The sequence below is a fragment of the Candidatus Polarisedimenticolaceae bacterium genome (assembly GCA_036376135.1).
Classification (GTDB): Bacteria; Acidobacteriota; Polarisedimenticolia; order Polarisedimenticolales; family DASRJG01; genus DASVAW01.
Window position 1 is genome coordinate 17,136 of the sequence record DASVAW010000094.1, and the last position, 25,955, is coordinate 43,090.

At 72.7% G+C, this 25,955-nt stretch carries 22 protein-coding genes; 19 read left to right on the forward strand and 3 right to left on the reverse strand.

Annotated elements, in window-relative coordinates; all coding sequences use genetic code 11:
* Positions 1 to 10: 10 nt before the first annotated feature.
* The 7 genes from VF139_09440 (at position 11) to VF139_09470 (ending at position 9,178) form a co-directional block, all read left to right on the forward strand.
* Complete coding sequence (locus VF139_09440; protein ID HEX6851618.1) at positions 11 to 1,213, forward strand: type II secretion system F family protein; 1,203 nt, start codon at positions 11 to 13, stop codon at positions 1,211 to 1,213.
* An 87-nt stretch (positions 1,214 to 1,300) separates the two neighbouring features.
* On the forward strand, positions 1,301 to 2,977 hold the full coding sequence (locus VF139_09445) for an ATP-binding protein (protein ID HEX6851619.1): 1,677 nt from the start codon (positions 1,301 to 1,303) through the stop codon (positions 2,975 to 2,977).
* A complete protein-coding gene (locus tag VF139_09450) occupies positions 2,974 to 4,449 on the forward strand; it encodes a sigma-54 dependent transcriptional regulator (GenBank protein HEX6851620.1) in 1,476 nt (491 codons plus the stop codon). The genes VF139_09445 and VF139_09450 overlap by 4 nt, the downstream gene beginning before the upstream one ends.
* 204 nt (positions 4,450 to 4,653) lie before the next feature.
* Entirely contained in the window at positions 4,654 to 5,097 is a 444-nt protein-coding gene (locus tag VF139_09455; protein ID HEX6851621.1) for a prepilin-type N-terminal cleavage/methylation domain-containing protein, read from the forward strand.
* 78 nt (positions 5,098 to 5,175) lie between these two features.
* Entirely contained in the window at positions 5,176 to 5,619 is a 444-nt protein-coding gene (locus VF139_09460) for a prepilin-type N-terminal cleavage/methylation domain-containing protein (GenBank protein ID HEX6851622.1), read from the forward strand.
* Entirely contained in the window at positions 5,616 to 7,277 is a 1,662-nt protein-coding gene (locus VF139_09465) for an O-antigen ligase family protein (protein HEX6851623.1), read from the forward strand. The genes VF139_09460 and VF139_09465 overlap by 4 nt, the downstream gene beginning before the upstream one ends.
* The gene (locus VF139_09470) at positions 7,274 to 9,178 is read left to right on the forward strand and encodes an O-antigen ligase family protein (GenBank protein HEX6851624.1); all 1,905 of its coding nucleotides are present in this window, start codon (positions 7,274 to 7,276) and stop codon (positions 9,176 to 9,178) included. Before VF139_09465 ends, VF139_09470 begins: the two co-directional genes overlap by 4 nt.
* On the opposite strand, the gene asnB (VF139_09475) is transcribed toward VF139_09470, so the two are convergent.
* From asnB (VF139_09475) to VF139_09485, 3 genes are read right to left on the reverse strand one after another with little or no spacing between them, the layout of a single operon-like run.
* On the reverse strand, positions 9,098 to 11,059 hold the full coding sequence (gene asnB, locus VF139_09475; GenBank protein ID HEX6851625.1) for an asparagine synthase (glutamine-hydrolyzing): 1,962 nt from the start codon (positions 11,057 to 11,059) through the stop codon (positions 9,098 to 9,100). The two genes, VF139_09470 and asnB (VF139_09475), sit on opposite strands and share 81 nt — an antisense overlap.
* The gene (locus tag VF139_09480; GenBank protein HEX6851626.1) at positions 11,059 to 12,192 is read right to left on the reverse strand and encodes a glycosyltransferase; all 1,134 of its coding nucleotides are present in this window, start codon (positions 12,190 to 12,192) and stop codon (positions 11,059 to 11,061) included. Before VF139_09480 ends, asnB (VF139_09475) begins: the two co-directional genes overlap by 1 nt.
* Positions 12,189 to 13,307: a glycosyltransferase gene (locus tag VF139_09485; GenBank protein HEX6851627.1), complete on the reverse strand. Its 1,119-nt coding sequence runs from the start codon at positions 13,305 to 13,307 to the stop codon at positions 12,189 to 12,191. The genes VF139_09480 and VF139_09485 overlap by 4 nt, the downstream gene beginning before the upstream one ends.
* Positions 13,308 to 13,356: 49 nt before the next feature.
* Here VF139_09485 and VF139_09490 point away from each other — a divergent pair, with 49 nt between their 5' ends.
* The 12 genes from VF139_09490 (at position 13,357) to VF139_09545 (ending at position 25,954) form a co-directional block, all read left to right on the forward strand.
* On the forward strand, positions 13,357 to 14,451 hold the full coding sequence (locus VF139_09490; protein ID HEX6851628.1) for a glycosyltransferase family 4 protein: 1,095 nt from the start codon (positions 13,357 to 13,359) through the stop codon (positions 14,449 to 14,451).
* Positions 14,448 to 15,275 (forward strand): methyltransferase domain-containing protein, encoded by an 828-nt coding sequence (locus VF139_09495; protein ID HEX6851629.1) that lies wholly within the window; start codon positions 14,448 to 14,450, stop codon positions 15,273 to 15,275. Before VF139_09490 ends, VF139_09495 begins: the two co-directional genes overlap by 4 nt.
* Positions 15,272 to 16,582: a lipid II flippase MurJ gene (locus VF139_09500; GenBank protein ID HEX6851630.1), complete on the forward strand. Its 1,311-nt coding sequence runs from the start codon at positions 15,272 to 15,274 to the stop codon at positions 16,580 to 16,582. The genes VF139_09495 and VF139_09500 overlap by 4 nt, the downstream gene beginning before the upstream one ends.
* Positions 16,583 to 16,584: 2 nt before the next feature.
* Positions 16,585 to 17,265, forward strand: a complete 681-nt coding sequence (locus VF139_09505) for a class I SAM-dependent methyltransferase (protein HEX6851631.1) — start codon at positions 16,585 to 16,587, stop codon at positions 17,263 to 17,265.
* Entirely contained in the window at positions 17,262 to 18,266 is a 1,005-nt protein-coding gene (locus VF139_09510; GenBank protein ID HEX6851632.1) for an MraY family glycosyltransferase, read from the forward strand. The genes VF139_09505 and VF139_09510 overlap by 4 nt, the downstream gene beginning before the upstream one ends.
* 13 nt (positions 18,267 to 18,279) lie before the next feature.
* Positions 18,280 to 19,554, forward strand: coding sequence for an FAD-dependent oxidoreductase (locus VF139_09515; protein HEX6851633.1), 1,275 nt, complete (start codon positions 18,280 to 18,282; stop codon positions 19,552 to 19,554).
* A 6-nt stretch (positions 19,555 to 19,560) separates the two neighbouring features.
* A complete protein-coding gene (gene asnB / locus VF139_09520) occupies positions 19,561 to 21,375 on the forward strand; it encodes an asparagine synthase (glutamine-hydrolyzing) (protein HEX6851634.1) in 1,815 nt (604 codons plus the stop codon).
* On the forward strand, positions 21,368 to 22,531 hold the full coding sequence (locus tag VF139_09525; protein ID HEX6851635.1) for a glycosyltransferase family 4 protein: 1,164 nt from the start codon (positions 21,368 to 21,370) through the stop codon (positions 22,529 to 22,531). Before asnB (VF139_09520) ends, VF139_09525 begins: the two co-directional genes overlap by 8 nt.
* Before the next feature lie 96 nt (positions 22,532 to 22,627).
* Complete coding sequence (locus VF139_09530; protein HEX6851636.1) at positions 22,628 to 23,560, forward strand: ABC transporter ATP-binding protein; 933 nt, start codon at positions 22,628 to 22,630, stop codon at positions 23,558 to 23,560.
* On the forward strand, positions 23,557 to 24,324 hold the full coding sequence (locus VF139_09535; protein ID HEX6851637.1) for an ABC transporter permease subunit: 768 nt from the start codon (positions 23,557 to 23,559) through the stop codon (positions 24,322 to 24,324). Before VF139_09530 ends, VF139_09535 begins: the two co-directional genes overlap by 4 nt.
* Complete coding sequence (locus VF139_09540; protein HEX6851638.1) at positions 24,321 to 25,169, forward strand: tetratricopeptide repeat protein; 849 nt, start codon at positions 24,321 to 24,323, stop codon at positions 25,167 to 25,169. Before VF139_09535 ends, VF139_09540 begins: the two co-directional genes overlap by 4 nt.
* Positions 25,166 to 25,954, forward strand: a complete 789-nt coding sequence (locus tag VF139_09545; GenBank protein HEX6851639.1) for a prepilin peptidase — start codon at positions 25,166 to 25,168, stop codon at positions 25,952 to 25,954. Before VF139_09540 ends, VF139_09545 begins: the two co-directional genes overlap by 4 nt.
* Position 25,955 lies beyond the last annotated feature (1 nt).

Here is a 25,955-nt window from a genome sequence, read left to right on the forward strand (position 1 = left end):
AGGAGCGAACATGCCGAACTACGCTTGGAAGGGCCGCACCCGCGCCGGGAAGACCCAGGAAGGGGTGCTCGTCGCCGACAACAAGGACGCCGTGGTCGCGATGCTGCGCAAGCAGCAGATCATGGTCACCGCGGTCACGGAGAAGGGCAAGGAGTTCGCGCTCCCGAAGTTCGGGGGCGGGATCAGCAAGAAGGAGATCGCGATCTTCACCGGTCAGTTCTCGGTGATGATCGACGCCGGCCTTCCGCTCGTGCAATGCCTGGAGATCCTCGCGTCGCAGAACGAGAACCGGGTCTTCCAGAAGATCCTCTTCCAGGTCCGCTCGGACGTCGAGTCCGGCGCGACGCTGGCCGACTCGCTGCGCAAGCACCCGCAGGCGTTCGACGACCTCTTCTGCAACATGGTCGCCGCCGGCGAGGCGGGCGGTATCCTCGACACGATCCTCCAGCGCCTCTCGCAGTACATCGAGAAGATCGTCAAGCTGCGCGCGGCCGTCCGGTCCGCGATGGTGTACCCGACCGCGGTCATCCTGATCGCCGTCGGCGTGGTGTGGATCATCCTCTGGAAGGTCATCCCGACGTTCGCCGCCCTGTTCCAGGGACTCGGCGCGCAGCTGCCGCTCCCGACGCGCATCACGATCTGGCTCTCGGAGTTCATCGGGCGCTGGTGGTGGGCGATGTTCGCGGCAATGGGCTTCGCGGCCTTCGCGCTGAACCGGTACTACAAGACGCACGACGGGCGGCGGGTCATCGACCGCCTGCTCCTGAAGGCGCCGGTGCTCGGCATGGTTCTCAAGAAGATCGCCGTGGCCCGCTTCTGCCGGACCCTCGGAACGCTCGTCTCGTCGGGCGTCCCGATCCTCGAGGCCCTCGAGATCACGGCGAAGACCTCCGGCAACGCGGTGGTCGAGGACGCGATCATGGCGACGCGCAAGAGCATCGAGGAAGGCAAGACCATCGCGGAGCCGCTGCGCGGAACGGACGTCTTCCCGTCGATGGTCGTGCAGATGGTCTCGGTCGGCGAGCAGACCGGCGCCCTGGAGACCATGCTCAACAAGATCGCGGACTTCTACGAGGACGAGGTGGACGAGGCGACCGCGAACCTGCTCGCCCTCCTCGAGCCGATCATGATCTGCTTCCTGGGTATCGTGATCGGCGGCATCGTCATCTCCATGTACCTGCCGATGTTCGACCTCATCAGCAAGATCGGCTGATCCCGGGTTCCGGGCCGCCGGGCGGGGGTCTCCCGCCCGGCGGCTCCGCCCGCTCTCGCCCCCGGCGGCGAGGTTTTCGGACGCGTCATGAGCCGCAACGAGACCGAGCGACAGCTGCGCCTGCTGATGATCGTGCGCGTGGTGACCGTCACCACGCTGCTGGTCCTGGCGTTCGCGGTCGAGACGGTCGTCAACCCGGGTCCCACCCTCCGGCCGCTGTTCCTGCTGTCGGCGGCCGCGTTCGCGATGGTCCTCGCGTGGGCCGTCCTCGACCGGTGGTTGTCGGGCCGGCGCGTGTTCGTCTACCTCCAGCTCGTCGGCGACGCGCTCCTGGTGACCGGGCTCGTGGGCATCACCGGGGGCATCGACAGCCCGATGTCCTTTCTCTATCTCCTCCCGATCATCGTGGCCGCGATGCTCGAGTACCGGCGAGGCGGGCTGGCGATCGCGATGGCGAGCTTCGCCCTCTACTTCGCCACGGTGGTCTTCGTGCGCGGGGGATTCCCCCTCGGAACCCTCGTGGAGACGGCGCCGGTGGTGGCCGGGGGGCGCGTCTGGTACGTCCTCGCCGTGCACCTGGTCGCCTTCGCGGCCGTCGCGATGCTCGCCTCCTACCTCGCGGACCGCGTTCGCGTCCAGGGTTACGAGCTCGTCGAGCGGCGCGGGGCGGTCGCCCGGCTCCAGGCGCTCAACGAGAACATCATCGAGTCGATCCACAGCGGCCTGTTGACGACCGATCTGTCGGGGCGGATCAACTTCGTCAACCGGGGGGGGACGGAGATCCTGGGCCGCACCGCGGACGCGGTGGAGGGGACGCCCGTCGAGAGCCTCCTCGGTCTCGCCCCGGAGTTCCTGCACGATGCGCGCCGGCAGCTCGTGGAGCGGCGGCGCTTCCGGTTCGAGACGCACCACGACGCGCCGGGCGGGCGGCGGATGTTCCTCGGGATCGCGGTGTCGAACCTCATGGACCGCTCCGGCGTCCCCCTGGGGTACATCTTCATCTTCCAGGACCTGACCGAGATCCACGCGCTCGAGCAGGAAGTGCGCCTCAAGGAGCGCATGGCCGCGCTGGGAGAGATGGCGGCCGGCATGGCGCACGAGCTCCGGAACCCGCTGGCCGCGATCTCGGGCTCGGTGCAGTACCTCAAGGGGGACCTGAGGCCCAAGGGCGAGACGCTCGAGCTGATGGACATCATCCTTCGGGAGTCGCAGCGCCTCGACCAGGCGATCAAGGACTTCCTCATGTTCGCGCGGCCGGGCACGTTCAACCCGCAGCCGTGCGACCTCGTGAGGCTGGTCGAGGACAACCTCAAGCTCCTGACCAAGAGCCGGGAGTTCCGGCCGACCCACCGCATCGACACGCGCTTCGACGCGCCGGAGATCTGGGCGGACGTCGACCAGAACCGCGTGAAGCAGGTGTTCTGGAACCTCGCCACGAACGCGCTCAAGGCGATGCCCGGGGGAGGCACGTTCACGGTGGCTCTCGAGACCCGGGGCGCCGAGGAGGTCACCCTCGCCTTCCGCGACGAGGGGATCGGCATGGACGAGAAGACCCAGGCCGGCTACTTCCAGCCGTTCCGCAGCTTCTTCGAGGAAGGCACGGGCCTCGGCGCCGCGATCGTGTATCGCCTCGTCGAGGAGCACGGCGGCCGGATCGCCATCGACAGCACGCCGGGGGCGGGAACCCGCGTGCGCATCGTGTTGCCGCGAAGGCAGGGGGCGTCCGTCACCCCCGCGCCCGCGTCGCAGGGAGCCGGGAAGTGAACAGGATCCTGGTCGTCGAGGACGAGCGCAGCATGCGCGACCTGCTCGCGCTGATGCTCCGCAAGGAAGGCTACGACGTCGAGACCGCCGAGTCCGGCAAACACGCCCGCGACCGGATCGAGAAGGACGCGGCGTTCGAGCTCGTGGTGACCGACATCTCGATGCCCGGGATGACCGGGCTCGACCTGCTCCGGTTCTGCCGGCGCAACGCCCCGGAAACCTCGGTGATCCTGATGACCGCCTACGGGTCGAAGGAGACGGCGATCGAGGCGCTCAACGAGGGGGCGGCCTACTACGTCGAGAAGCCCTTCGATCTCGACGAGATGAAGGTCGTCGTCCGGAAGACCTTCGACCAGAAGCGCCTCGCCCGCGAGAACGCGGACCTCAAGACGCAGAACCGGGACCTGCGGGCCGAGCTCCAGGGGAAGTACCGCTTCGAGGGGATGGTCGGCCGCTCCGCGAAGATGCGCGCGATCTTCCAGCTGATCGAGCGCGTGGCCGGCACCGGCAGCACGATCATGATCCAGGGGGAGTCGGGGACCGGCAAGGAGCTCATCGCGCGCGCGATCCACTACAGCTCCGGCCGCGGCGAGAAGCCCTTCGTCTCCATCAACTGCGGCGCCCTTCCGGACGAGCTGCTCGAGAGCGAGCTGTTCGGTCACATGAAGGGTTCGTTCACGGGGGCGAGCGCGACCAAGAAGGGTCTGTTCGAGGCCGCCGACGGCGGCACGATCTTCCTCGACGAGATCGGCGAGACCTCCCCCGCGATGCAGATCAAGCTCCTGCGCGTGCTGCAGGAGCGCAAGATCCGTCGCGTCGGCGGGACCGAGGAGATCGACGTCGACGTCCGCGTGATCACGGCGACGAACCAGGATCTCGAGAAGATGGTGCGCGAGCGCCGCTTCCGGGAGGATCTCTTCTACCGGATCAACGTGATCCCGATCCGCATGCCCGCCCTCCGCGAGAAGCCGGAGGACATCCCGCCGCTCGCCGAGCACTTCCTCGAGAAGTACCGGAAGTCGATGGGCAAGAGCCTGCGCTCCGTTTCGGAGGAGGCGATGGAGCTCCTCGAGGCCTACCACTGGCCCGGAAACGTCCGGGAGCTCGAAAACGTCCTCGAGCGGGCCGTCGCCCTCGAGATGGGGGACGTGATCCAGCCCGACAGCCTTCCCCGGGAGATCCGCGCCGGGCGGGGGCGTCGCGGGGAGGTGGACGTCGTCCTCCCGGAATCCGGGATCGACCTCGATCGCCACCTGGAGGAGCTGCGCGGCCGCTACATGGCCGAGGCGCTCGAGCGCTGCAATGGGGTGCAGACCCGGGCGGCGGAGCTGCTCGGCATGACCTTCCGTTCGTTCCGGTACTTCGCCAAGAAGTACGGGCTCAACGTGCGGGACGCCGGGGCCGGCGCCGAGATCGACGAGACGCTGGACGACCTCGAGGGGGTCGACGCCGGCGCGGGCCCGGAGAACTGACGTGGAGCGTCATCCGGAAAGCCGGCGACCGACAACGGGGGGAACCCGTACGGCCCGCAGGCGGCCGCCGCTGGGATCGACGGAGCTTGCTGCAGGCATGAAAGATGTTGCAAACAAACGAGTTACCAATTGAGCCCGGACGCAACGCGGTGCTGGCACCGACGTTGCTCCTTCCGGGGCGGACCTGAAAGGAGGCCACTCAAGATGCTGAACCGGAACCAGAAGGGCTTCACTCTGATCGAGCTGCTGATCGTCGTGGCGATCATCGGCATCATCGCGGCCATCGCGATCCCGAACCTGCTCAACGCGATCGATCGCGGCAAGCAGAAGCGCACCATGGCCGACCTGCGCTCGATCGGTACCGCCATCGAGTCGTACGCCGTCGACGCCAACTACTACCCGACGGCCACCGACGCCGCCGGGCTCGAGGCCGTGGTCGAGCCGGTGTACATCAAGTCGATGCCGACCGAGGACGGCTGGGGCTACGCGGTCCAGGTCACCTCGACGACCGTCGCCTACACCGTGAACTCGTTCGGTAAGGACGGCGCGGGCACGACCTGCACCGCCGGCGTGACGAACTCGTTCAACGACGAGATCTGCTTCTCGGGTGGCTCGTTCATCCGTTACCCGGACGGCGTCCAGCAGTAAGGCCTCGTGACGATGCGGCGGCGGGGGGTTACCCCCGCCGCCGCTTTTCGTCTCGGTGCACCTGAAGCGAGCGACGCCATGAACAGCTCGACCCCCTCCCGAGGCTTCACCCTCATCGAGCTCCTCATCGTCGTCGCCATCGTGGGCATCCTCGCGGCGATCGCCCTCCCCGCCCTCCAAGCCGCGATCGACAAGTCCAAGCAACGCGCTACCATGGCGGACATGCGGATCGTCGGCCACGCCGTGGAAGTCTACGGGATCGACCAGGGGCGTCTTCCCGCGGGCGGTTCCGACTACGCCACGCTCAACGCGCTGCTCGTCCCGTACGCCACGACCGCGCTCCCCCAGCACGACGCGTGGCTCCACGAGTACGGCTACGACAGCGACGGCCTCCATTCCTACTCCGTCATCTCGTACGGCAAGGACGGGCTGGACGGGGTGGACATCTCCCCCGCGACGCGATTCGACTTCGACCGGGACCTGATCCTCTCGGACGGCGTCTTCGTCGCCTCGGTCGAGTGACCGGGACCGTTCCACCCGCCGCCTCCGCCCCCCCCCGCGCCGCGGGTTTCCTGCTTCTCGCTCTCCTCTCGCTCGTCGCGCTCCTCCCCCCGGAGGTTCACGGAAGCGCCCTCGCCGGAGCCTGCGCCCTCGTCGTGCTCGCCGCGCTTCTCGCACCGGCGTCGACGACGCACGCCGCGATCGCGGCCGCCGCGGTCGCGGTGCTCGCCCTCGCCGCCCGTTTCGCCGCCGCCCCCGGGGAGGCGGTCGAGCCGGCGGCACTTGTCGGCGTGGCGCTCGTCGCGGGACTCGCGAGCTCCCGGCTGAGGCCGAGCCCAGGCGCCGTCGGGGGGGGCTCGGCGGCTCTCGTCGCCGTGCTCGGGATGCGCGGGCTCGCCGACGTCGCGTGGGGGCTGCGCGCGGCCGCCGAGGCGATCCGGTCCGGCGCGTCGGTCGCCGACACCGACGCGGTGCTCAACCGGCTGGAGCAGGGGAGGGCCTACGGTGGCTTCTCGACGCCGGCCGCCCTCGCCGGATTCCTCGTGATGCTGCTTCCCGTCGCCTGCGTCTGGACCGCCTCCCGAACGGGGCGCATGCGCGCCGCGGGGATCGCGGCGTGCGGGATCGGGCTCGCGGGCGTCGTGGCCACGCGCTCCCTCACCGCGGTCGCCGCGGCGGGGGGAGCGCTCGCCCTGGCTGCGGTCCGGCGTCGCCTCGGCGCCCGCACGCTCGGGTGGATCCTCGGGGCCGTCGCGTTGCTCGCGCTGGGCGTCGCACTCGCGCGCCCCGACGGGGTCTTCTCCCTCGGCCGGCAGGACAGTCCGTGGCGGCTTCGCGCCGGGAACGTCCGCGTCGCCCTCGAGATCGCCCGCGAGCACCCCGGCATGGGCGTCGGTCCCGGCGGCTATGCCGAGGCGTACCCGTCCCATCGACGCGCCGTCGACAACGAGTCGCGCTTCGCGCACGACCTGCCCGCGCAGCTGGTCGCGGAGTGGGGCGTCCCGGCGGGCCTCGCGATCGCCGCGGCGTTTTTCGGACTCTTCCTCGGGCCGCTGCTCTCGCGTGCCGCCCCCTGGCGCGAGCCCGGGGGTGCCGTCGCGCTGGGCCTCGCCGCCTTCGCGATGCACAACCTCGCGGACTTCACCGCGTTCCTCCCCTCGTTCGCGATCGCGGCCGCCGTGTTTCGGGGAACCCTGGCCGGCCCTCCGCCCCCCGCCCGCTCCGACCCGTCCCCCGCACCGCGGGCGGCGCTCGCGGCGGTCGCGGTCGCGGCGGCGTTCGCGGCGGGCCTCTCGGGTCTCGCCCGGGACGCGTTGTTCGAGGCGCGCGAAGCGGCGGCGGCGGGGGAACACGCTCTCGCGGCGCAGCGCGCGCGGCGAGCCGCCCGGCTCGCGCCCTGGGATTGCGATGCGCGAATGGCCGCGGCGCAGCTCGACGGGCGCGACGGACCGGCGGAGCGGGAGGCGGCGCTCGGCCATGCGAACGCGGCGGTCGCCGCGTCGCCGGTCCGGGCGTCGGCGCGCGCGGTTCGCGCGGAGCTGCGCGCCGCGCTGGGCGACGTACCCGGCGCGTGGGGCGATCTCACGACCGCCGCGGCGCTGCACCCGATGCGCGAGGCGTACGCGGTGCGGCGCGACGAGCTCGGTCGCGCCCTCGAAGCGGCGGGACAGCGACGATGAGCGTGGCGTTCGCGCTGCTCTCCGCGCTGCTTCTGGTCGCCACGCTCGGCGAGGGGGGCTCCGTTCCGGACGTCCTGCTCGCGGTGCACCTTCTCGCGCTTCTGGCGGCCGCCGCCGCCTGGCTCGGCGCGGGAGGCGGTGCCTTCCGCGCGGGCGGCCCGCTGCGGATCGCGCTCGCGGCGTTCGCGGCGCTCGCCCTCGCCGGAGCCGCCGCCGCGCCGTACGCATACGCGGCGCTTCTGACCCTCGTCGAGGTCGCGGTCGTCGCCCTCGTCGCGTTCGCCGCGTGCCGGTCGGGCCCGGCTTTGCCCGGACGGCTCGCGCCGATCCTCGCGGTGGCGATCCTCGTGCACGCGGTCGTCGCGGCCGTGCAGCGCGTGGGCGGGTGGCAGACCCGTCCGGCGTCGACCTTCCTGAATCCGAACCACCTGGCCGCCTGGACCGTCGCCGCCGGATTCGTCGTCGCCGGAAGGCTCGCGGCGGGACGTCGGGACCGGTTCTTCCCCCTCGGCGCGGCGGCGCTCGTCGCGGGGGCGGCCGCGTTCGTGCTCCTGGGCTCGCGGGGCGCCGCCCTCGGGGCGCTCGCGGGGGCCGCGGTCTGCTCCGCGCTCGTGTGGCCGGCGCTCGCCCCGAAGGCGCGCCGCGCCGCGCTCGCGGCGACGCTGGCCGCCGCGGCGTTGGGGGCCGCAGGGGTCGCCTGGCGGTTCCGGACCGCCGCCGACCCGTTCGCCTTCCAGCGGGTGGACATCTGGCGCGCCTCGCTGTCGGCGGGGCTCGAGCATCCGTGGCTCGGGCTCGGGCCGGGCCAGTTCAAACACGAGTCGCGTCGATTCAACTTCCCCCTCGAGGACGGCACGCTGCGCTTCGCGCGTCATTTCGCATCGACGGACTCGGACGCGATCCGCGTGGCGGTCGAATTCGGACTCCCCGCCGCCCTCGTCGCGCTCGTCGGCGCGGGGCTGGTGGCGGCGACGGTCGTGCGGCGCCGTCGCGAGGGAAGCCTCGACCCGGCGTCGGCCGGGGCGTGCGCGGCGATCGCGGCGCTGTTCGCCCAGAGCCTCGTGGACAACCTCGCCTCGCGCCCGGCCGTCGCGCTGCTCGCCGCGGCCCTGGTGGGATCGGTCGTCGCGGTCCCTTCGGACACGGTCTGCGCTCCCGCGCGGAGGACGAGGTGGGGGGTCGTCCTGGCGGTCCTCCTGGTGTGGGGGGCGGCCGACCTCGCGCCGTGGCTTTCGTGGCGGGCGCGAAGCGATCCGGCCCGCGCGCTCGCGTGGAACCCGCACGATCCCCAGCTCCACCTGCGCGCGGCGGAGGCGCTCGCGGCCCGTGCTCCCGCGTGGAGCGCGCAGGACTTCGCGCGCGCCGCCGAAGCGGCCCAGGAGGCGGTGCGCCTGAGCCCGCGCGATCCCCGTTACCTCGGGGCCCTCGCGGGGATCGAGGCGACCGCGTGCCGCACCTTGTTCCCGTTCGCGGCGTACCGCGACCGCGTGGGTGCGAGGTACGCCGCCGCACTGGCGTTGAGCCCTCACGACCCGGCGATCGCGCTCGAGGCCTCGCTGTTCCTCCAGGCGTCGGGGGACGCCGCCGGGGCGATCCGCTTCGCGCGGGCGGCGGTGGCGATCGAGCCGCGCGCCGCCGTCCCCCGTCTTGCGCTCGCGGAGGCCCTCGAAGCGTCGGGGGACCGGACGGGCGCGGCCTCGGAGCTCGAGCGGGCGGTCGCGCTCGAGCGCGCGGGGGCCGCCGTCGCCGGGACGAGCGGCTACCACGCGAGGTTGTTGCGCCTGCCTTCCGGGCGCGTCACCCGACTCTTGCGGCTGCTCTCAGACCCGATGGGACTCGCGCCAGGACTCGAGCATCAGGACGTCCCACAGGTAGTAGTGCCAGTTCCGCCTGCCGGATAGGTGCTCGGCCCACTTCTCGCGCACCGGCGCGGGATCGATCAGCCCCTCGCGGCGCAGGCGTTCCTCCGACAGGAGGTCCTCCGCCCACGGCCGCAGCGGACCCCGGAGCCAGCGGTCGATCGGCAGCCCGAAACCCATCTTGGGGCGATCGACGAGCTCGCGGGGGAGGTGACGGTACAGGAGCTGGCGCAGCGCCCACTTTCCCTTCCCGTCCCGGAGCTTCGACGCGTACGGCAGCCGCCACGCGAACTCCACGACCCGATGGTCGAGCAGCGGAACGCGCGCCTCGAGTCCGACGCTCATGCTCGTGCGGTCCACCTTCACGAGGATGTCGTCGGGGAGGTAGGCGAGGGTGTCGTCGGCCATCCCCCGCTCGACCGCGCCGCGAAGCGCATCCGGCAGGCCGATCGCGTCGGCGAGGCGCGGGAGCTCCCGCGCGCCCGGAACCACCTCCGCCGGCCGCTTCCAGTGCGAGAGCAGGTCGAGGTAGACGGCGCGCCCGTCGCGAAGCGCCAGCAGTTCCGCGAGCTTGCGGATCTTGTCGCCGGCGGCGCCGCCGCTCCCGTAGCGGCGCAGCCACGGATCGAGGCACCCCAGCAGGCGGTTCGCCGGGCCGACGGGGACGGCGCCCAGCGCGGCGGCCAGCACGCGGCGAAGCGGGAAGGGCACGCGCCCGAGGCTCCGCTCCAGGTCGGCCGCGAGCACGTACCGCTTGTATCCGCCGAACGACTCGTCGCCGCCGTCCCCCGAGAGGCTCACCGTGACGTGCCGGCGGGCGAGCTCGCTCACGAGCAGCGTCGGGATCTGGGAGGAGTCCGAGAACGGCTCGTCGAACAGGGCGGCGACGCGAGGCACCGCGGCGAGCGTCTCGCCGGCCCCGAGGATCCGCTCGGTGTGCTCGGTGCCGAGGCGGCGCGCGACCTCGCGCGCGAATGCGGACTCGTCGTAGTCGGGCTCCTCGAACCCGATGGTGAACGTCCGGACGGGGCCCGTCCCCGCGCGGCGCATCAACGCGACGACCAGCGACGAGTCGATCCCGCCGGACAGGAACGCTCCGAGGGGGACGTCGGCGATCATCCGGAGGCGCACGGAATCCTGCAGGCGGCGCTCGAGCTCGTCGAGCGCCTCGCCGTCGGTGCCCTCGAAGGGGTCCTCGAGACCTCGCTCGACCACCTCGCGGAACGACCAGTAGCGTTCGAGGGCGCCCTCCGGAGGGGCGGTGCGTCCCGAGAGATCGAAGGTGCGGATCGAGCCCGGCTCGAGCTTGCGGAACCCCGAGAACGCGCAGCCGGGCGACGGGACGAAGTTGAAGCGCAGGAAGCTCGCGATCGCGTCGCGGTCGAGCGGCGCCGCGAACGAGGGGTGCCGCCGGACCGCGGTCATCTCCGAGCCGAACAGGAGCGCGGAGCCGCTCCGCCCCCAGTACAGCGGCTTGATGCCCAGCCGGTCGCGGACGAGGTGCAGGCGACGCTCCCGCCGGTCCCACAACGCGAACGCGAACATCCCCACGAATCGGGAGACCGCGGGGACGAGGCCCCACGCCTCGATCGCCGCGAGCATCACTTCGGTGTCGGAGTGCCCGCGCCAGTTGCGCTCCCCCGGCGAGCCGAGCTCGGCGCGAAGCTCGGCGAAGTTGAACACCTCCCCGTTGAAGGCGATGACGTAGCGCCCGCTCGCCGAGGCCATGGGCTGGTGCCCCTCGGCCGAAAGGTCGAGGATCGCCAGGCGCCGGAAGGCGAGGCCGACGCCGGCGTCGGCATCCCACCAGAGCCCCTCGTCGTCCGGGCCGCGGTGGGCGAGCGCCGCCGCCATCGCGCCGAGGTTTCCCCGCCAGGCGTCGTCGTTGGTGTCGGGGGCGAACGCCCCGGCGAATCCGCACATCAGCGGGGCTCCCGTTCGAGAACGCGCCGGAGGAACGAAGCGTGGAGGTCCGCGCAGGCATCGAGGGAGAACTCCCGCTCGATCCGGGCGCGGGCGCCGGCGCCGAGCGTCGACCGCGCGTTCGCGTCGAGATCGAGCAGCGCCCCGAGCGCGCCGGCGAGCTTCGCCTCGTCCCCGACGGGTACGAGGCACCCCGCGTCGCCGACGAGCCTTGCGGTGTCCCCGGCGTCGGTCGCGACCACGGGGAGCGCGCAGGCCATCGCCTCGCCCACGGCGTTGGGAAACGCCTCGCCGCGCGACGCGGAGACGGCGCCGTCGCACGCCGCGAGCAGCGAGGGGACGTCGTCGAACTCGCCGAGGGCCCTCACGCGCCCCGCGAGCCCGCATCGGCGGGCGGCCTCGCCGGCGACGCGGTCGGTCGCACCGCTCCCCGCGAGGAGCAACCGCGACCACGGCCTCGTGGATGCGGCGGCGGCGAACGCCGGGAAGAGGAGGTCGTGGCCCTTTACCGGGTGCCATCGCGCCAGGCACGCGACCACGAGCTCGTCGTCGCCGTACCCCAGCCGGGCGCGGGTCGTGCGTCGGGCCTGGGCGTCGGGGCGGAATCGCCGCGTGTCGAACCCGTTGGGGATCACCTCCGCGCGGTCGCGGGGAAAGCCCAGGCGGGCGTGATCTTCCAGGGCCACGTGCGCATTGTAGAGGAACGCGTCGGCGCGCCCGGACGTCGCCGCGCAGGCACGGACGACCGCGCGCGTTCGCGCGCGGGTCGTGCCCCAGTCCGCGAGCGATTGCCGGATCCCCCAGACGACGCGGGGACCCCGGGGGAGCGCGAGGGTGGCGAGATTCCCGTGGTACATCCACCCGTGGACCAGCGCGGGAGCCCGCTCCCGGAAGAGTCGGCGCAGACGGGCCCAGGCCAGGGGCCACCGGGTGGGCGAAGCGAGGTCCAGCGACTCGACCGGGACGCCGGCACGCTCGAGCTCGGGGCCGAATCGTCCGGGGCCGCGAAGGCTCGCCACGCGCACCCCGAAACCCCGCGCGGCGAGGGCGGGGGCGAGAAGCGAGAGCGCGCGCTCGGCGCCTCCGGCTTCGAGCCCGGTCGTGACGTAAAGGACCGGGCCCCGAAGGCTCATCGACCCACCGCCTCGAGCAGGAGCGCCTCGGTGCGCTCGGCGAGCTTCGCGATGGAGTAGCGCGAGACGACCCGGTCGCGCAACGCCGTGTCGGGAGCGCGACGGGGGACGGCCGCGGCGTCCATGGCCGCCGCGAGCGCCCCGGCATCGCCGGCGGGGACGACGCGCGCCGGATCGCCCACGAGGGCGGCGCTGTCCCCGACGCGCGTGACGACCGCGGGGACGCCGCAGGCCATCGCCTCCGCGACGACGTTGGGGAACCCTTCCGACGACGACGACGAGACGAGCAGGTCGAGCCCCGCGTAGACGTGCTCCACCGCGGCGGTCGGCGCCACCTCGATCCAGCTCCGGGCAAGGCCGGCCTCCCGGACGCGCTCGCGAAGATCCGCGAGCGCCCGAGCGGAGCCGGTGGCGAGCGCGGCGATCCGCCGCCTCGGGGAGGCGCCCACGAAACGGCTCGCGGCGGCGACGAACGTCGGCCAGTCCTTCGCCGGGTCCAGGCGGGCGACGATCCCCGCGACGGTCTCCTCCGGCCCGATCCCCCACGCGGCGCGGGACGCGGCGCGCCGCGTCGCGTCGGGCCGGAAACGATCGACGTCGATCCCGTTCGGGACGACCCGGAGGCGCTCGCCGGGGAAACCCGCGTCGGCGTGCCGGCGGGCGCCCGTCTCCGAGTTGGCGATCAGGAGGTGCGCCGCGGGAGCGACGACGCGGGTCGCGTGGAAGTTGAGCTCGTCCCAAGCCCCGTAGGATCCGAACGCGACGTCGGAGGCCCGCAGTCCCCAGACCACCGCGCACCCGGGTGCGAGGACGCGGGTGCTGGCGGCGAGCAGGTTCCCGGCCGAGAGGAAGCCGTAGACGGCGTCGGGACGGATCCGGCGCAGCGTCGCCGCGAAGCGCCGCAGGGGCCCCGCGACGTCGAGCCGGCCCCGCTTTCCCAGGGGGACGCGCGCGACACCCGCCCGCTCGAGGCGCTCGCCGAGCACGGTGCCGTCGGGGTAGAGCGTGGCGACCGCGATCCGGTGCCCGCGACGCCGCAGCGCCTCGGCGAGGACCACGAGTTGCGTCTCGGCCCCGCCGAACTCCAGATTGCGGATGACGAAAAGAACGGTCATGGGCGGGGGTGGATGATAATCCCGCCCCGACCCCCGGAGGCACCTCGCGTTGCGGATCGTCTTCTTCATCGCCTCTACGCAATGCGGCGGGGCCGAACGCGTCGCGGCGACCCTCGCTTCGGCGTGGGCGCGTCGCGGCCACCGGGTGGCGCTCGCGACCTGGGAGGCGCCGGGGACGGTCCCTTTCTTCCCGCCGTCCGACGACGTCGAGCTCGTGCAGCTCGGGGTGGCCGGGGCCACCGACGGCGTGGTCGAAGCCGTGGCGGCGAACCTGCGCCGGCTTCGCGCCGTTCGGGCGTGCGTGCGCGCGCGCCGCGCGGAGGTCGTGGTCTCCTTCGGCGACACGACGAACGTGACGGTCCTGCTCGCGCTCACCGCGCTCGGCGTGCCGGTCGTGGTCGCCGAGCGCGTCGATCCCGCGCGATGGCCGCTCCCCGCTCCGTGGCCTTCGTTGCGCCGACGCCTCTACCCCCGTGCCTCGCGGGTCGTCGTGCAGACCCGTGGGGCGGCGGGGTACTTCGACGCGTTGCCGCGTCCTCCCGTCGTGATCCCGAACCCCGTCGCCGCGCGGCGGGGTCCGCCCGCGAACGGATCGACACCTCGGCGAATCCTCGGCGTCGGCCGGCTGGTTCCCCAGAAGGGGTTCGACCTGCTGATCGAGGCCTTCGCGCGGGTCGCGCCCCGTTTCCCCGACTGGGATCTGCGCATCGTGGGGGACGGCCCCGAACGGCCGTCGCTGCTGGATCTCGCGCGCCGGGCGGGACTCGAGTCACGGATCGGGTTTCCCGGACGGGTGGGGCCGATCGGCGACGAGCTCGCCCGCGCGGGGGTGTTCGTGTTGTCCTCCCGTTTCGAGGGATTCCCGAACGCGCTCGCGGAGGCGATGGCGCACGGGCTCGCCGTGATAAGTTCCGACTGCCCGTCGGGCCCGCGCGATCTCGTGCGCGACGGCGTGGACGGCCTGCTCGTCCCTCCGGAGGACGCGGACGCGCTCGCGCAGGCGCTCGCCGCGCTCCTCTCCGACCCCGCGCGGCGGGCCGGCCTCGCCGCCCGCGCGATGGAAGTCGTCGCGCGGTTCTCCGAGGACGCCGTGGTGGACCGCTGGTGCACGCTGCTGGAAGACGTGGCGGGGGCGCGGGGGTGAGGTCGCACGCCGAGGAGGTCCGGGCGGGGGAGCGGTTCCCGTTCGGGGAAAACTGGCGGCGACTGCTCGCCTCGGTGGGCCCCGAGCGCATCGAGCACGCGTCGGCGTCCCTCACCGGGGTCCTCGGCGCGAAGGCCCTGGAAGGGCGCCGGTTCCTCGACGCCGGGTGCGGGAGCGGGTTGTTCTCCCTCGCGGCGAGCCTGCGTGGGGCCCGGGTCGTCTCGTTCGACTTCGACCCCGCCTGCGTCGCCTGCGCGGTCGAGCTGCGCGCGCGTTTCCACCGGGACGCGCCGGACTGGAGGATCGAGCGCGGCTCGGTCCTGGACGCGGAGTATCTCGCGCGACTCGGGACCTTCGACGTCGTGTACTCGTGGGGTGTGCTCCACCACACCGGGCGGATGTGGGATGCGATCGACCTCGTCGCGGCGCGGGTCGCCCCGGGCGGTCGCCTGTGGATCGCCCTGTACAACGACCAGGGGGCGTGGAGCCGCGCCTGGCTCGCGATCAAGCGCGCCTACAACCGCGCGCCGCGCCCGCTGCGCGACCTCCTTCTCGGCGCCTGCTTCGTGCGCCTGTGGGGCCCGACGCTCCTGCGCGACCTCGCGAAAGGGAGCGCGCTTTCCACCTGGCGCGGCTACGCGAGGACGGGGCGCGGGATGTCGCCGTGGCGCGACGTCGTGGACTGGGTCGGCGGTCTGCCGTTCGAGGTCGCGTCGATCGCGGCCGTCGAGGACTTCCTCGCCGCGCGCGGATTCGAGCGCGAGCACGTCGTGTCGGTCGGGCGAGGTCACGGCTGCAACGAGTTCGTCCTGAGGCGCCGTTGACCGTCACCGCGCGGCTGCTCCGGGGATTCGCGACCGTCGGCGCCCTGGCTGCGGGGGTCAAGGTCGTCTCGCTGGCGAAGGAGCTGCTCGTCGCCTCGTCGTTCGGACGCGCGGGGGAGCTCGACGCCTTCCTCCTCGCGCTGGTCCTGCCGACGACGGTCGCCGGGATCGTGGGAGGGGCCTTCCACCAGGCCACCGTCCCGCTCTACGCGAGGTGGCGGTCGGAGGGGGGAGGGCCCCGCGCCGAGGCGGCGATGGGCGCGGCATTCGGGTTGGGGCTTTCCGCGGCGGCGGGGGCGGCGTTCCTCCTCGCGGTGGCGGGAGGACCCCTGATCGGCACCTTCGCCGCGGGATTCGATGCCGGGAAGCTCGCCGTGACGGCATCGATGGCCCTCGCCCTCGCGCCGCTCGCGCTTCTCGCCGCCTGGTCGTCGATGGCGGCGGCGCCCCTCCACGCGGTGGAGCGTTACGGCGCGGTCTCGCTCGTCCCCGTCTTCACCCCGCTCGCCACGATCGCGGCCCTCTCGGCCTTCGGGCCGTCGGGAGGATGGCCGCTTGTGGCGGGGGCGGTCTCGGGCGCGGCGCTCGAGGGGGCGGTGCTCGCCGCGGTGCTGCGTTCGCAGGGTCTTCCGTGGCGGCCGTCGCTCCGGGGATTCTCCGACCCCGAGCTCCGCAGCGTCGTCGCGCAGGCCGCCCCCGCGATGGGAGGCATGCTCCTCCACACCGCGACCGGCATCGTGGACCAGGTGATGGCCTCGAGGCTCGAAGCCGGCAGCGTCGCCGCCCTGGGGTACGCGTCGCGCCTGGTCAGCGCTCCGCTGGGACTCGCGACGCTGGCGCTGGGGACCGCCTCCTTCGCGGTCCTCTCGTCGCTCCGGGCGGCCGAGGGGGCGGAGCGGTTCGGCCGCGTCGTCCGCCGACTCGTCGCGCGGGTCGCCCTGCTGACGACGGCGGGCGCGGCCGTCCTCGCCGCGGCCGCGCCCTGGATCGTCCGGGCGCTCTACGAGCGCGGGCGGTTCCAGTCGGCGGACACCGAGCTCGTCGCGTCGCTCGTCCGCATCCTCGCCTTCATGGTCCCGCCGTTCGTCGTGGGGGTGCTCGGCGTGAAGGTCCTCGCCGCCGCGGGGCGCAATCGGAGCATCGTGCCGATCGCGGCGGTGAACCTCGCGGCGAGCGTGGGCCTGAACCTCACGTTGGTACACTTCCTCGGGATCCGGGGGATCGCCGTCGCGAACGTGGCGGTCTACTCGCTGTCCTGTGCCCAGATCTGGTGGGCCGTGTTCCGCGGCCTGCGCGAGGATCGGTGACGATGGACCAGACGCGCATCTGGGAGCACTTCCAGAACGAGGGCGCGGACTCGTTCGCCGGCGCCCGCCCGAGGCTGGCGTGGCTCGCGTCGCGCCTGGCCCGCGGCGAGCAGGTGCTGGACATCGGGGTCGGGGACGGGGCTTTCGAACGATTCGCCGAGGCGCGCGGGGCGCGCGTGCACGTCCTCGATCCCGACGCGAAGGCGATCGCGCGCGTGCGCGAGGCGCTCGATCTCGGCGAACGGGCGCGCGCGGGGTACGCGACCGCGATCCCCTGGCCGGACGCCGCCTTCGACACGGTCGTCGTCTCCGAGGTCCTCGAGCACCTGGACGACGCCACCCTCGAAGGCAGCCTCGCCGAGATCCGCCGCGTGCTCCGGCCCGGCGGCCGCATCCTCGGCACCGTCCCGGCCGACGAGGACCTCGCGGCGCAGGCGGCGGTGTGCCCGGACTGCGGCAAGCGCTTCCACCGGTGGGGACACGCGCGCCGCTTCGATCGGGACGGACTGGGCGCGACGCTCGCCTCGCGGTTCGCGTCGGTCGACGTCTCCCGACGGTGGTTCTTCGCCTGGGAGCGGCTGAACGTCCGGGGCAAGCTCCAGGCGGCGGCCCGGCTCGCCCTCGCGACGGTGGGGGTCTGGGGGAGCGGGCACAACTTCGTCTTCGAAGCGAGGCGCGATTGAGCCCGCTGGCTCTCTATCCGGCGGCCTTTGCCCTCGCGGCCGCCGTCGCCTGGGGGTTCACGCCGCGCGTGCGCGCCGCCGCGATCCGCTTCGGGATCGTGGACAAGCCGGACGGGTTGCTCAAGCAGCACCGGGAGCCCGTCGCGTACCTCGGGGGGCTCGCGATCTACCTCAGCTTTCTCGTCGCGTGCGCCTTCGTGCTGGACTTCGAGCGGGACGTGTTGGGACTCCTGCTCGCCGGCGCCATCGTGGTGCTCGTCGGACTGATCGACGACCTGGGGTCGCTGACCCCCTGGACCAAGCTCGCGGGTCAGGCGGTCGCGGTGGGCGTGCTGATCAAGTCGGGGATCTACATTCAGCTCGGGTTCGTTCCCTTCTGGATCGCCATCGCCCTGTCGGTCCTCTGGCTCCTTGCGACCACCAACGCCTTCAACCTGATCGACATCATGGACGGGCTGTCCGCGGGGACGGCCTCGGTCGCGGCGGTGGCGCTCGTCGTCGTGGCGCACCTCAACGGACGCGTCGGGGCGGCGACGATGCTCGCGGCGCTCGCCGGGGCCTGCGCGGGGTTCCTGCGATGGAACTTCCAGCCGGCGCGCATCTACATGGGCGACACCGGGAGCCTGTTCCTCGGCCTGATGCTCGGTGCCTTCGCGATGGACCTCGCGTACACCGAGACGAATCCCGTCGCGGCGCTGGCGCCGGCCCTGATCCTCGGCGTGCCTCTGTTCGACATGCTGTTCGTGATGTACGTCCGCTGGCGCCGCGGCATGCCCGTGATGCTCGGGAGCCCCGACCACGTCGCGCTGCGCCTGCGGAAGTGGCGCCTGACGACCCGTCAGACCGTCCTCGCCTCGTACGCGGCGACCGCGGTGCTGGGAGGCGCGTCGGTGGCGATGATCGGCGCCTCCGCCACCGGGGCCCTGGGCATCCTCGGCGGCCTCGTGGCCTCGGCGCTCGTCCTCGGCGTATGGCTGCGCCGGATCGACATGTCCTTGTGACGGAGGCTCGCGCATGATCGTGATCCTCGGCGGCGGCCTCGCGGGGCTCGCCACCTCGCTCTTCCTGAAGGACGTGCCGCACGTCGTGCTGGAGGCGGACGCCGTTCCGGGCGGCCTCTGCCGCACGCGCGCCGTCGACGGTTTCCTGTTCGACTACACGGGGCACCTCCTGCACCTGCGCGACCCGAGGATCGTCGCGCTGGTCGAGGAGTTGCTCCCGGGCGGCCTCGAGACGGTCGAGCGGCGCGCGTACATCCGCACGTGCGGCGTCACCCTCCCGTTCCCGTTCCAGGCGAACCTCCACGGCCTCCCGCGGGAGGTCGTCGCCGAGTGCATCGTCGGATTCGCCGAGACCCTCGGCACCGCCGTCCCCGCCGATCCCGAGATCTCGTTCCGCGACTGGTCGCTCGCCGTGCTCGGTCGCGGGATCAGCGAAGCCTTCATGTTCCCGTACAACGCGAAGCTGTTCCGGCGCGAGCCCGCGGAGATGACCGCGGACTGGGTCTCGTGGGCGATCCCGAAGCCCAACCTGCGGGAGGTGGTCCAGGGGGCGCTGGGCGTCGTGAACCGCGGGATGGGATACAACGCGACGTTCCGGTACCCCCGATCGGGGGGGATCGGTGCGCTCCCCGAGGCGTTGCACCGTCGCGTCGCCGACCGCGTGCGCTGCGGCGCCCGTGTGACGACGGTCGACCTCGACCGCCGGACGGTCCGCCTCGAGGGGGGCGAGACCCTGGCCTGGGACCGTCTCGTGTCCACGGCCCCGCTCCCGGCGCTGCTCGGGATGGTCGGGGAGCCGGCGCCCGAGCTCGACTGGACCGTCGTGGGCTGCCTGAACCTCGGGTTCGACCGCCCCGGTCTCGGCGGCGACGCCCAATGGATCTACTTCCCCGACCCCGAGGTCCCGTTCTACCGCGTCGGGTTCTCCCACAACATCGTTCCCGGCGTCTGCCCGGAGGGAACGTCGTCCCTCTACGTCGAGTTCGGGATGAAACGCGGCGAGGCCGCGGACCCCGAGCATCTCGAGGCGGCCACGGTCGCGGCGCTGCGCCGGGAAGGGTTCCTCGACGGGGACGAGCGCGTCGTGGTGAGGGACTTCGTGAGGATCGACCCGGGTTACGTGATCTTCGACCGCGCGCGCCGGCGCGTCATGGCCGAGGCCGTGCCGCGGCTCGAGGCGAGCGGGGTGATTCCCATCGGGCGGTACGGCGCCTGGACCTACTCGTACATGGAGCGCGCGATGCTCGACGGGCTCGACGCCGCAGAACGCCTGCGCCGGGGGGCCTGACCCCGCGTGTGCGGCATCGCCGGGATCGTCGCGCTCGACGCGCGTCCGGTCGATCGCGCGGCCGTCGCGCGGATGCTCGACGGGATCGTGCATCGGGGGCCCGACGCCCACGGCCTGTACGAAGGACCGGGGATCGCTGCGGGGATCCGCCGGCTGCGCGTCGTCGACCTCGCGACCGGCGACCAGCCGATCGCCAACGAGGACGGCACGGTCGAGGTGGTCTTCAACGGGGAGATCTACGGATTCACCGCGCTTCGCGAGGAGCTCGAGGGGCGCGGGCACCGGTTCCGAACCCGCTCGGACACGGAGGTCCTGGTCCACCTTTGGGAGGAGCACGGCCTCGGGATGCTCGACCGCCTGAACGGGATGTTCGCGTTCTGCCTGCTCGACCGGCGGACCGGGGACGTCCTGATCGCGCGCGACCCGATGGGGATCAAGCCGCTGTACCTGCGCGAGACTCCGGCCGGGCTCGCGTTCGCGTCGGAGCTCCCGCCCCTGCTCGCGCTTCCCGGGCCCCGCCCGAGCGTGGACGCGGAACGATTGCTCGACCTTTTCCTCCTCCAGTACGTCCCCGGCGACGCGACCGTGCACGCGGGGATCACCACGCTCGCGCCGGGGCACCTGCTGCTGCGCCGCGACGGCCGGTGGGATCGGCGCCGGTACGCGTCGCCCGCGCACGGGGGCGATGCGCAGCCCGGCGCCGCGCGGCGCCTCCGGGAGCTGCTCGAGGACGCGGTGCGCCTGCAGAAGGTCGCGGACGTCCCGGTCGGCGTCTTCCTCTCGGGGGGGCTCGACTCGACGGCGGTCGCGGCGCTGCTCTCGCGCGAGACGGGGGCGGTCGAGACCTTCTCGGTCGGCTTCCCCGACCCGCGCCACGACGAGAGCGGACACGCCGCCGCCGCGGCGGCCGCGGTGGGCTCGCGCCACCACGCGCTGCGCCTCGACGCCGGCGAGACGGCGGCGAGGCTTCCGGAGCTCGTCCGCCATCTCGGCGAACCGCTCGTCGATCCCGCGCTGATCCCGACCTGGCTCCTGTCGAAGTTCGCGAGGGAGCGGGTTACCGTGGTGCTGACCGGGGAAGGGGCCGACGAGCTCTTCGGCGGATACCGGCGTTATCGCTGGCAGCGCCGGTACGGAGCCGGCGGCCGGCTCCCCGGCGCGCGCGCGCTCGCGCGCTGGCTCCCCCGGCGCGCCGCGCAGGCGGTCGAGGCCCTCTCGGAGCCCGATCCCGCGTTGTCGCACCTCGCGTGGGCGTCGACCTGCGGCCCCGCGTTCGCGCGGACGTTGTTCGGGGACGACCGCGTCGACCGCTGGCGGAGGTCGACGCGCGAACGCTTCGCCCCGTACTTCGACGGCGTCGATCGGGTCGAGGGGTCGCTGCGGGCCGACCTCGCGACGTGGCTCCCCAACAACCTGCTCTCGAAGGTCGATCGCGCGAGCATGGCGTTCTCGCTGGAGGCGCGCGTCCCCTTCCTCGATCGGCGCATCGTGGATCTCGCGTCACGCCTGCCTCTCGATGCGAAGGTGACCTCGAAGGAGGGGAAGATCGTCCTCCGTCGCGCCGTGGCGGACCTGGTGCCGCCCTCGGTGCTTCGGCGGCCCAAGCGCGGCTTCGACCTTCCGCTCGCGGCGTGGCTGAGGGGGCCCCTGGCCGGGCCGGCGTCCGAGCGGTTCGCCTCCGGCGCGCTCGAGCGCGGCCTCGGCCTGAGGGAGGGAGCCGCGCGACGGCTGCTCGACGACCACCGCGCCGGTCGCGTGGATGCCGGGCTTCCCTTGTTCTCGCTCCTGTCGATCGCCATCTTTCTCGACGACCATGCGTGAGCGTCGCCGCGTCTGTCACCTGATCACGCGCCTGGAGCTGGGCGGCGCGCAGCAGAACACCCTGTTCTCGACGGCGCATCACGACCGCGCTCGCTTCTCGGTGTCGCTGTGGGCGGGCCGGGGGGGGATCCTCGACGACGAGGCGCGGGCGATCCTCGAAACCGACTTGCGCCTGCTCCCGTTTCTCAGACACCCGATCTCCCCGGTCGCGGACGCGATCGCGGTCGTCCGCCTCGCGGCGATGCTGCGCGCGTCGCGGATCGAGCTCCTGCACACCCACTCGTCGAAGGCGGGGATCGTCGGCCGCCTCGCCGCGGCTCTGGCGGGAACTCCCGCGGTCGTGCACACGGTGCACGGATGGAGCTTCAACGACACCCAGGCCCCCGCGCTGCGTCGCCTTTACGTGGCGCTCGAGCGCCTGGCCGCGCGCCGCACGCACGCCCTCGTTTTCGTCGCCGAGGCCGACCGCGCCCGCGGCGCGGATCTGGCGATCGGCGATCCGGCGCGTTACCGCCTTTTCCGCAGCGGGATCGACCGCGATCGGTACGTCGCCCCGGCGGGGGTGCGCGACGCCACGCGCCGCGCGCTCGGTTACGGTCCGGACGAGGTGGTGGTCGGCTCCCTCGCGTGCCTGAAGGCGCAGAAGGCGCCGCTCGACTTCGTCGCCGCGGCGGATGTCGCCGCGCGGTCGGACCCGAGGCTGCGATTCTTCATCGCGGGGGACGGGGAGCTCCGTGGCGAGGTCGAGCGGGAGGTCGCCTCGCGCGGGCTCGAGGATCGGTTCCGGCTGCTCGGCTGGCGCCAGGACGTCGCCGAGTTGCTCGCGGCGATGGACGTGTTCGTGTTGACGTCGAGGTTCGAGGGGTTGCCGCGAGCGGTCCTCCAGGCGATGGCGGCGGGGGTCCCCGTCGTGGCGACGGCGGTCGGCGGCACGCCGGAGGTCGTGCGCGACGGCGCGACCGGGCGGCTCGTTCCCCCGGGCGAGCCCCGGACCGCCGCGGCCGCGATCCTGGGGCTTGCCGCCGATCCCGAGTTGCGGAGGCGGTGCGTCGCCGCAGCGCGCGCGCGTCTCGGGGAGGAGTTCGACATCCGTCGGATGGTGGCCGGGTTGGACGACCTCTACCTCAGCCTGCTCGAAAAGCCGAAAACCACCTGAGCTCCTGCGTCTTATTCTGAAAAGGAATGGGCGGAATCTCTTGCCCGTCCCTTCCTTCCTATTTAGATTCGGCGTCCCGGAGGAAGCCCCAGGACCATGGATGCCCCGATCTCCGTCCGCGAAGTCCACAAGAGCTTTCGCGGCCACCTCGGGATCGGCGCCACCGTCGCGGTCGCCGGTCTGAGCTTCGAGGTCCGGCCGGGGGAGATCTTCGGACTGCTCGGCCCCAACGGCGCGGGGAAGACCACGACCCTCAAGATGCTGATCGGATTGCTGCGTCCCGACGCCGGGGAGGTGCGCCTGTTCGGCGGGTCGCCGAGCTCGGCGAACGCCCGCCGCCGGCTCGGGTTCCTTCCGGAGCAGCCGTATTTCTACGACTACCTCACCGCCGAGGAGTTCCTGCGTTTCTACGCCCGGCTCCAGGGCGTCCCGTCGGCGGAACGGGACGGTCGGGTGCGCCGCGCGCTCGATCGGGTGGGCTTGGGCGACCGAGGCGCGACGCCGCTCCGGAAGTGCTCGAAGGGGATGCTCCAGAGGGTCGGCCTGGCGCAGGCGATCCAGCACGACCCCGACCTCGTCATCCTCGACGAGCCGATGTCCGGCCTCGACCCGATCGGCCGTCGCGAGGTGCGCGATCTGATCCTCTCCCTGCGCGCCGCCGGGAGGACCGTGCTCTTCTCGAGCCACATCCTCTCCGACGCCGAGCTGCTGTGCGACCGGGTGGCGATCGTCTTCCGGGGACGCGCGCGCGCGGTGGGGCGCCTGGACGAGCTCGTCCCTCCCGACGCCCGGTGGTACGAGGTCGAGATCGACGGCGACGTTCCCGACCTGGCCGGAGCCGAGCGGGTCGCCGCCTCGGGGAGGGAGTCTCTGGTGCGCGTCGACGACGCGAGGGATCTCCCCCGGGTCCTCGCGGCGGTGGAAGCGGCGGGCGCGAAGGTCGTTTCGGTCTTCCCGCGGCGGCGGACCCTCGAGGACCTCTTCCTGGAGGAGATCGGCCGGGCGCGCGCCGAGGAGGCGGGGTCGTGATCGGCACCGTGCTCACGATCGCCGCCAACTCGTTCCGCGAGGCGGTACGCGATCGGATCCTCTATCTCCTCCTCGCGTTCGCCGCGATCGTGATCGGCGTGTCGCGGTTCGTCTCGCTGCTCACCGTGGGCGACGAGGCGAAGATCGTGAAGGACTTCGGCCTGTCCGCGATCTCGGTCTTCGGCGTGTTGACCGCGATGTTCGTCGGCGTCTCCCTCGTCTTCAAGGAGATCGAACGGAAGACGGTCTACACCCTGCTCGCCAACCCCGTCCGCAGGTGGCAGTTCGTCGCCGGGAAGTTCCTCGGGCTGCTGATGGTGCTCGCGATGAACGTCGTCGCGATGGCGGCCGTGCTCGCCCTCGCGATCGTGTGGATCGGCGGCACGGCCCTGGAGTTGTGGCCCGCCGTGCTCCTCACGTTCGTCCAGCTCGCGCTCGTCGCGGCCTTCGCGATCCTCTTCTCCTCCTACACGAACCCGATCCTGGCGGCGGTGGGGACGGGAGCGGTGTACGTCGTCGGGCATCTCTCCTGGAGCTTCGAGCTGCTCAAGGCCCGCGCGAGCGGAGCCGCCGCGCGCGCCGCCTGCGACGCCCTGCACGCGCTGCTCCCGAACCTGGACCGACTCGACGTGAAGGCCCAGGCGGTGCACGGCATCGCGCTCCCCCAGGGCTACGTCGCGGCGGGGGTCGTCTACGGGCTGGCCTACGCGCTGGCGGTCGTCGTCCTCGCCTGCGTCGTCTTCGAGCGACGGGAGTTCGCGTGAGGCGGGGGCTGATCGCGGCGGGACTCGTCGTCGCGCTGGGGGCGGGCGCCCACGTCGCGCGGGCGAGGCTGGACGCGTTGGCCGCCGCGCCGCCGTCGGGTCGGCCGCTCCTGTACCTGCCGAACGGGCGCTACCTGAAGGCCGCGAGCCTGGGGCACGCGCCGCTCGTCGCCGATTTCGTCTACCTCTGGGCGATCCAGTTCTACTCCGACTACGAGCGTCGGGACCGGTTCCGCTACGTCGAGCACCTCTTCGGTCGCGTGATCCCCGAGCTCGATCCGCGCTACGTCGATCCGTACTGGATCGGCGCGCTGATCCTCACCGTCGAGGCGCGGGACCTCGAGGGGGGGCTGCGGATCCTCGAGACCGGCTTCCGCAACAACCCCCGGCAGTGGGTGCTGCTCTACCTCGCCGGCTGGGAGTGCTCGACCGCCGGGCAGCCGGCGCGCGCCGCCGAGTACTTCGGGCGTGCGGCGGCGATTCCCGGCGCGCCCGCGCAGCTGCGTCGTCTCCAGGCGGGGATGGTGGCCAAGTCCGGCGATCTCGAGGAGGCGCTCCACACCTGGCGCGCGCTTCTCGACGACCCGGCCTCCGATCCCACCACGCGCGGGATCGCCGACCGCCAGGTGCGCGACCTCACCGTGAAGCGGGACGTCCAGTCCCTCGAGCAGGCGGTGGCCCGGTTCCGCGAGCGGGCGGGACGGCCGCCGCGCACCCTCGAGGAGCTCGTCGCGCGCGGCGTCGTTTCCCGGCTTCCGCTCGATCCCGACGGCCTCCCTTACGCGTACGACCCGGCGAGAGGCGTCGTGTCCAGCTCCGCCGGACGCATCCTGGGGGACCGTTGAGCGCGCTCGTCTTTCTCGTCGGGCTGATCGTGGGGAGCTTTCTCAACGTCTGCATCCATCGGCTCCCGCTGGGGGAGAACATCGCCTTTCCCGGGTCGCACTGCCCGAAGTGCGGGGCCGCGATCCGCTGGTACCAGAACGTCCCCGTCCTCTCGTGGCTCGCGCTGCGGGGACGGTGCGCCGCCTGCCGGGCTCCGATCGCCTGGCGGTACCCGATCGTCGAGCTGCTCTCCGGGATCGCCGCGCTCTCGGCCTTCGCCGCGTACGGTCCCACGCTCGCGTTCGCGATCGCCCTCGCGTACGCGTGGATGCTGCTCGTCCTGTTCTTCACCGACTGGGACCACCACCTCCTCCCCGACGCGATCACCCTGACCGGTTTCGCGGCGGGGATGGCGATCGCCGCGTTCAACCCGTTCCTCGCCGGGGAGGGCAGCTGGGGACGGATCTGGACGGCGCTTCTCGGCGCGGCGCTGGGCTCGGGCATCCTCTGGGGGATCGGCGCGGTGTGGAAGCGACTCCGCGGCGTGGACGCCATGGGCCTGGGCGACGTGAAGATGATGGCGATGGTCGGCGCCTTCACGGGGCCCTCGGGGGTGTTGTTCACGCTGTTCTTCGGGTCGATCGTCGGCGCGATCGTCGGGGTCGCGAGGATCCCGTTCCGGGGCGGATCGCTCCGCGACGAGCTTCCGTTCGGATGTTTCCTCGCCCCGTCGGCGCTCGTCGCGATGCACGGCGCGAGGCGCGCGATCGACGCCTACCTCGCCTTCGTCGGGTTCGGGGCGTGAG

Coding starts and splice junctions, on each gene's coding strand:
- VF139_09440 (HEX6851618.1), top strand. CDS start 11: ATGCCGAACTACGCTTGGAAGGGCCGCACCCGCGCCGGGAAGACCCAG.
- VF139_09445 (HEX6851619.1), top strand. CDS start 1,301: ATGAGCCGCAACGAGACCGAGCGACAGCTGCGCCTGCTGATGATCGTG.
- VF139_09455 (HEX6851621.1), top strand. CDS start 4,654: ATGCTGAACCGGAACCAGAAGGGCTTCACTCTGATCGAGCTGCTGATC.
- VF139_09460 (HEX6851622.1), top strand. CDS start 5,176: ATGAACAGCTCGACCCCCTCCCGAGGCTTCACCCTCATCGAGCTCCTC.
- VF139_09470 (HEX6851624.1), top strand. CDS start 7,274: ATGAGCGTGGCGTTCGCGCTGCTCTCCGCGCTGCTTCTGGTCGCCACG.
- asnB (HEX6851625.1), bottom strand. CDS start 11,059: ATGTGCGGATTCGCCGGGGCGTTCGCCCCCGACACCAACGACGACGCC.
- VF139_09480 (HEX6851626.1), bottom strand. CDS start 12,192: ATGAGCCTTCGGGGCCCGGTCCTTTACGTCACGACCGGGCTCGAAGCC.
- VF139_09485 (HEX6851627.1), bottom strand. CDS start 13,307: ATGACCGTTCTTTTCGTCATCCGCAATCTGGAGTTCGGCGGGGCCGAG.
- VF139_09505 (HEX6851631.1), top strand. CDS start 16,585: ATGGACCAGACGCGCATCTGGGAGCACTTCCAGAACGAGGGCGCGGAC.
- VF139_09515 (HEX6851633.1), top strand. CDS start 18,280: ATGATCGTGATCCTCGGCGGCGGCCTCGCGGGGCTCGCCACCTCGCTC.
- VF139_09525 (HEX6851635.1), top strand. CDS start 21,368: ATGCGTGAGCGTCGCCGCGTCTGTCACCTGATCACGCGCCTGGAGCTG.
- VF139_09530 (HEX6851636.1), top strand. CDS start 22,628: ATGGATGCCCCGATCTCCGTCCGCGAAGTCCACAAGAGCTTTCGCGGC.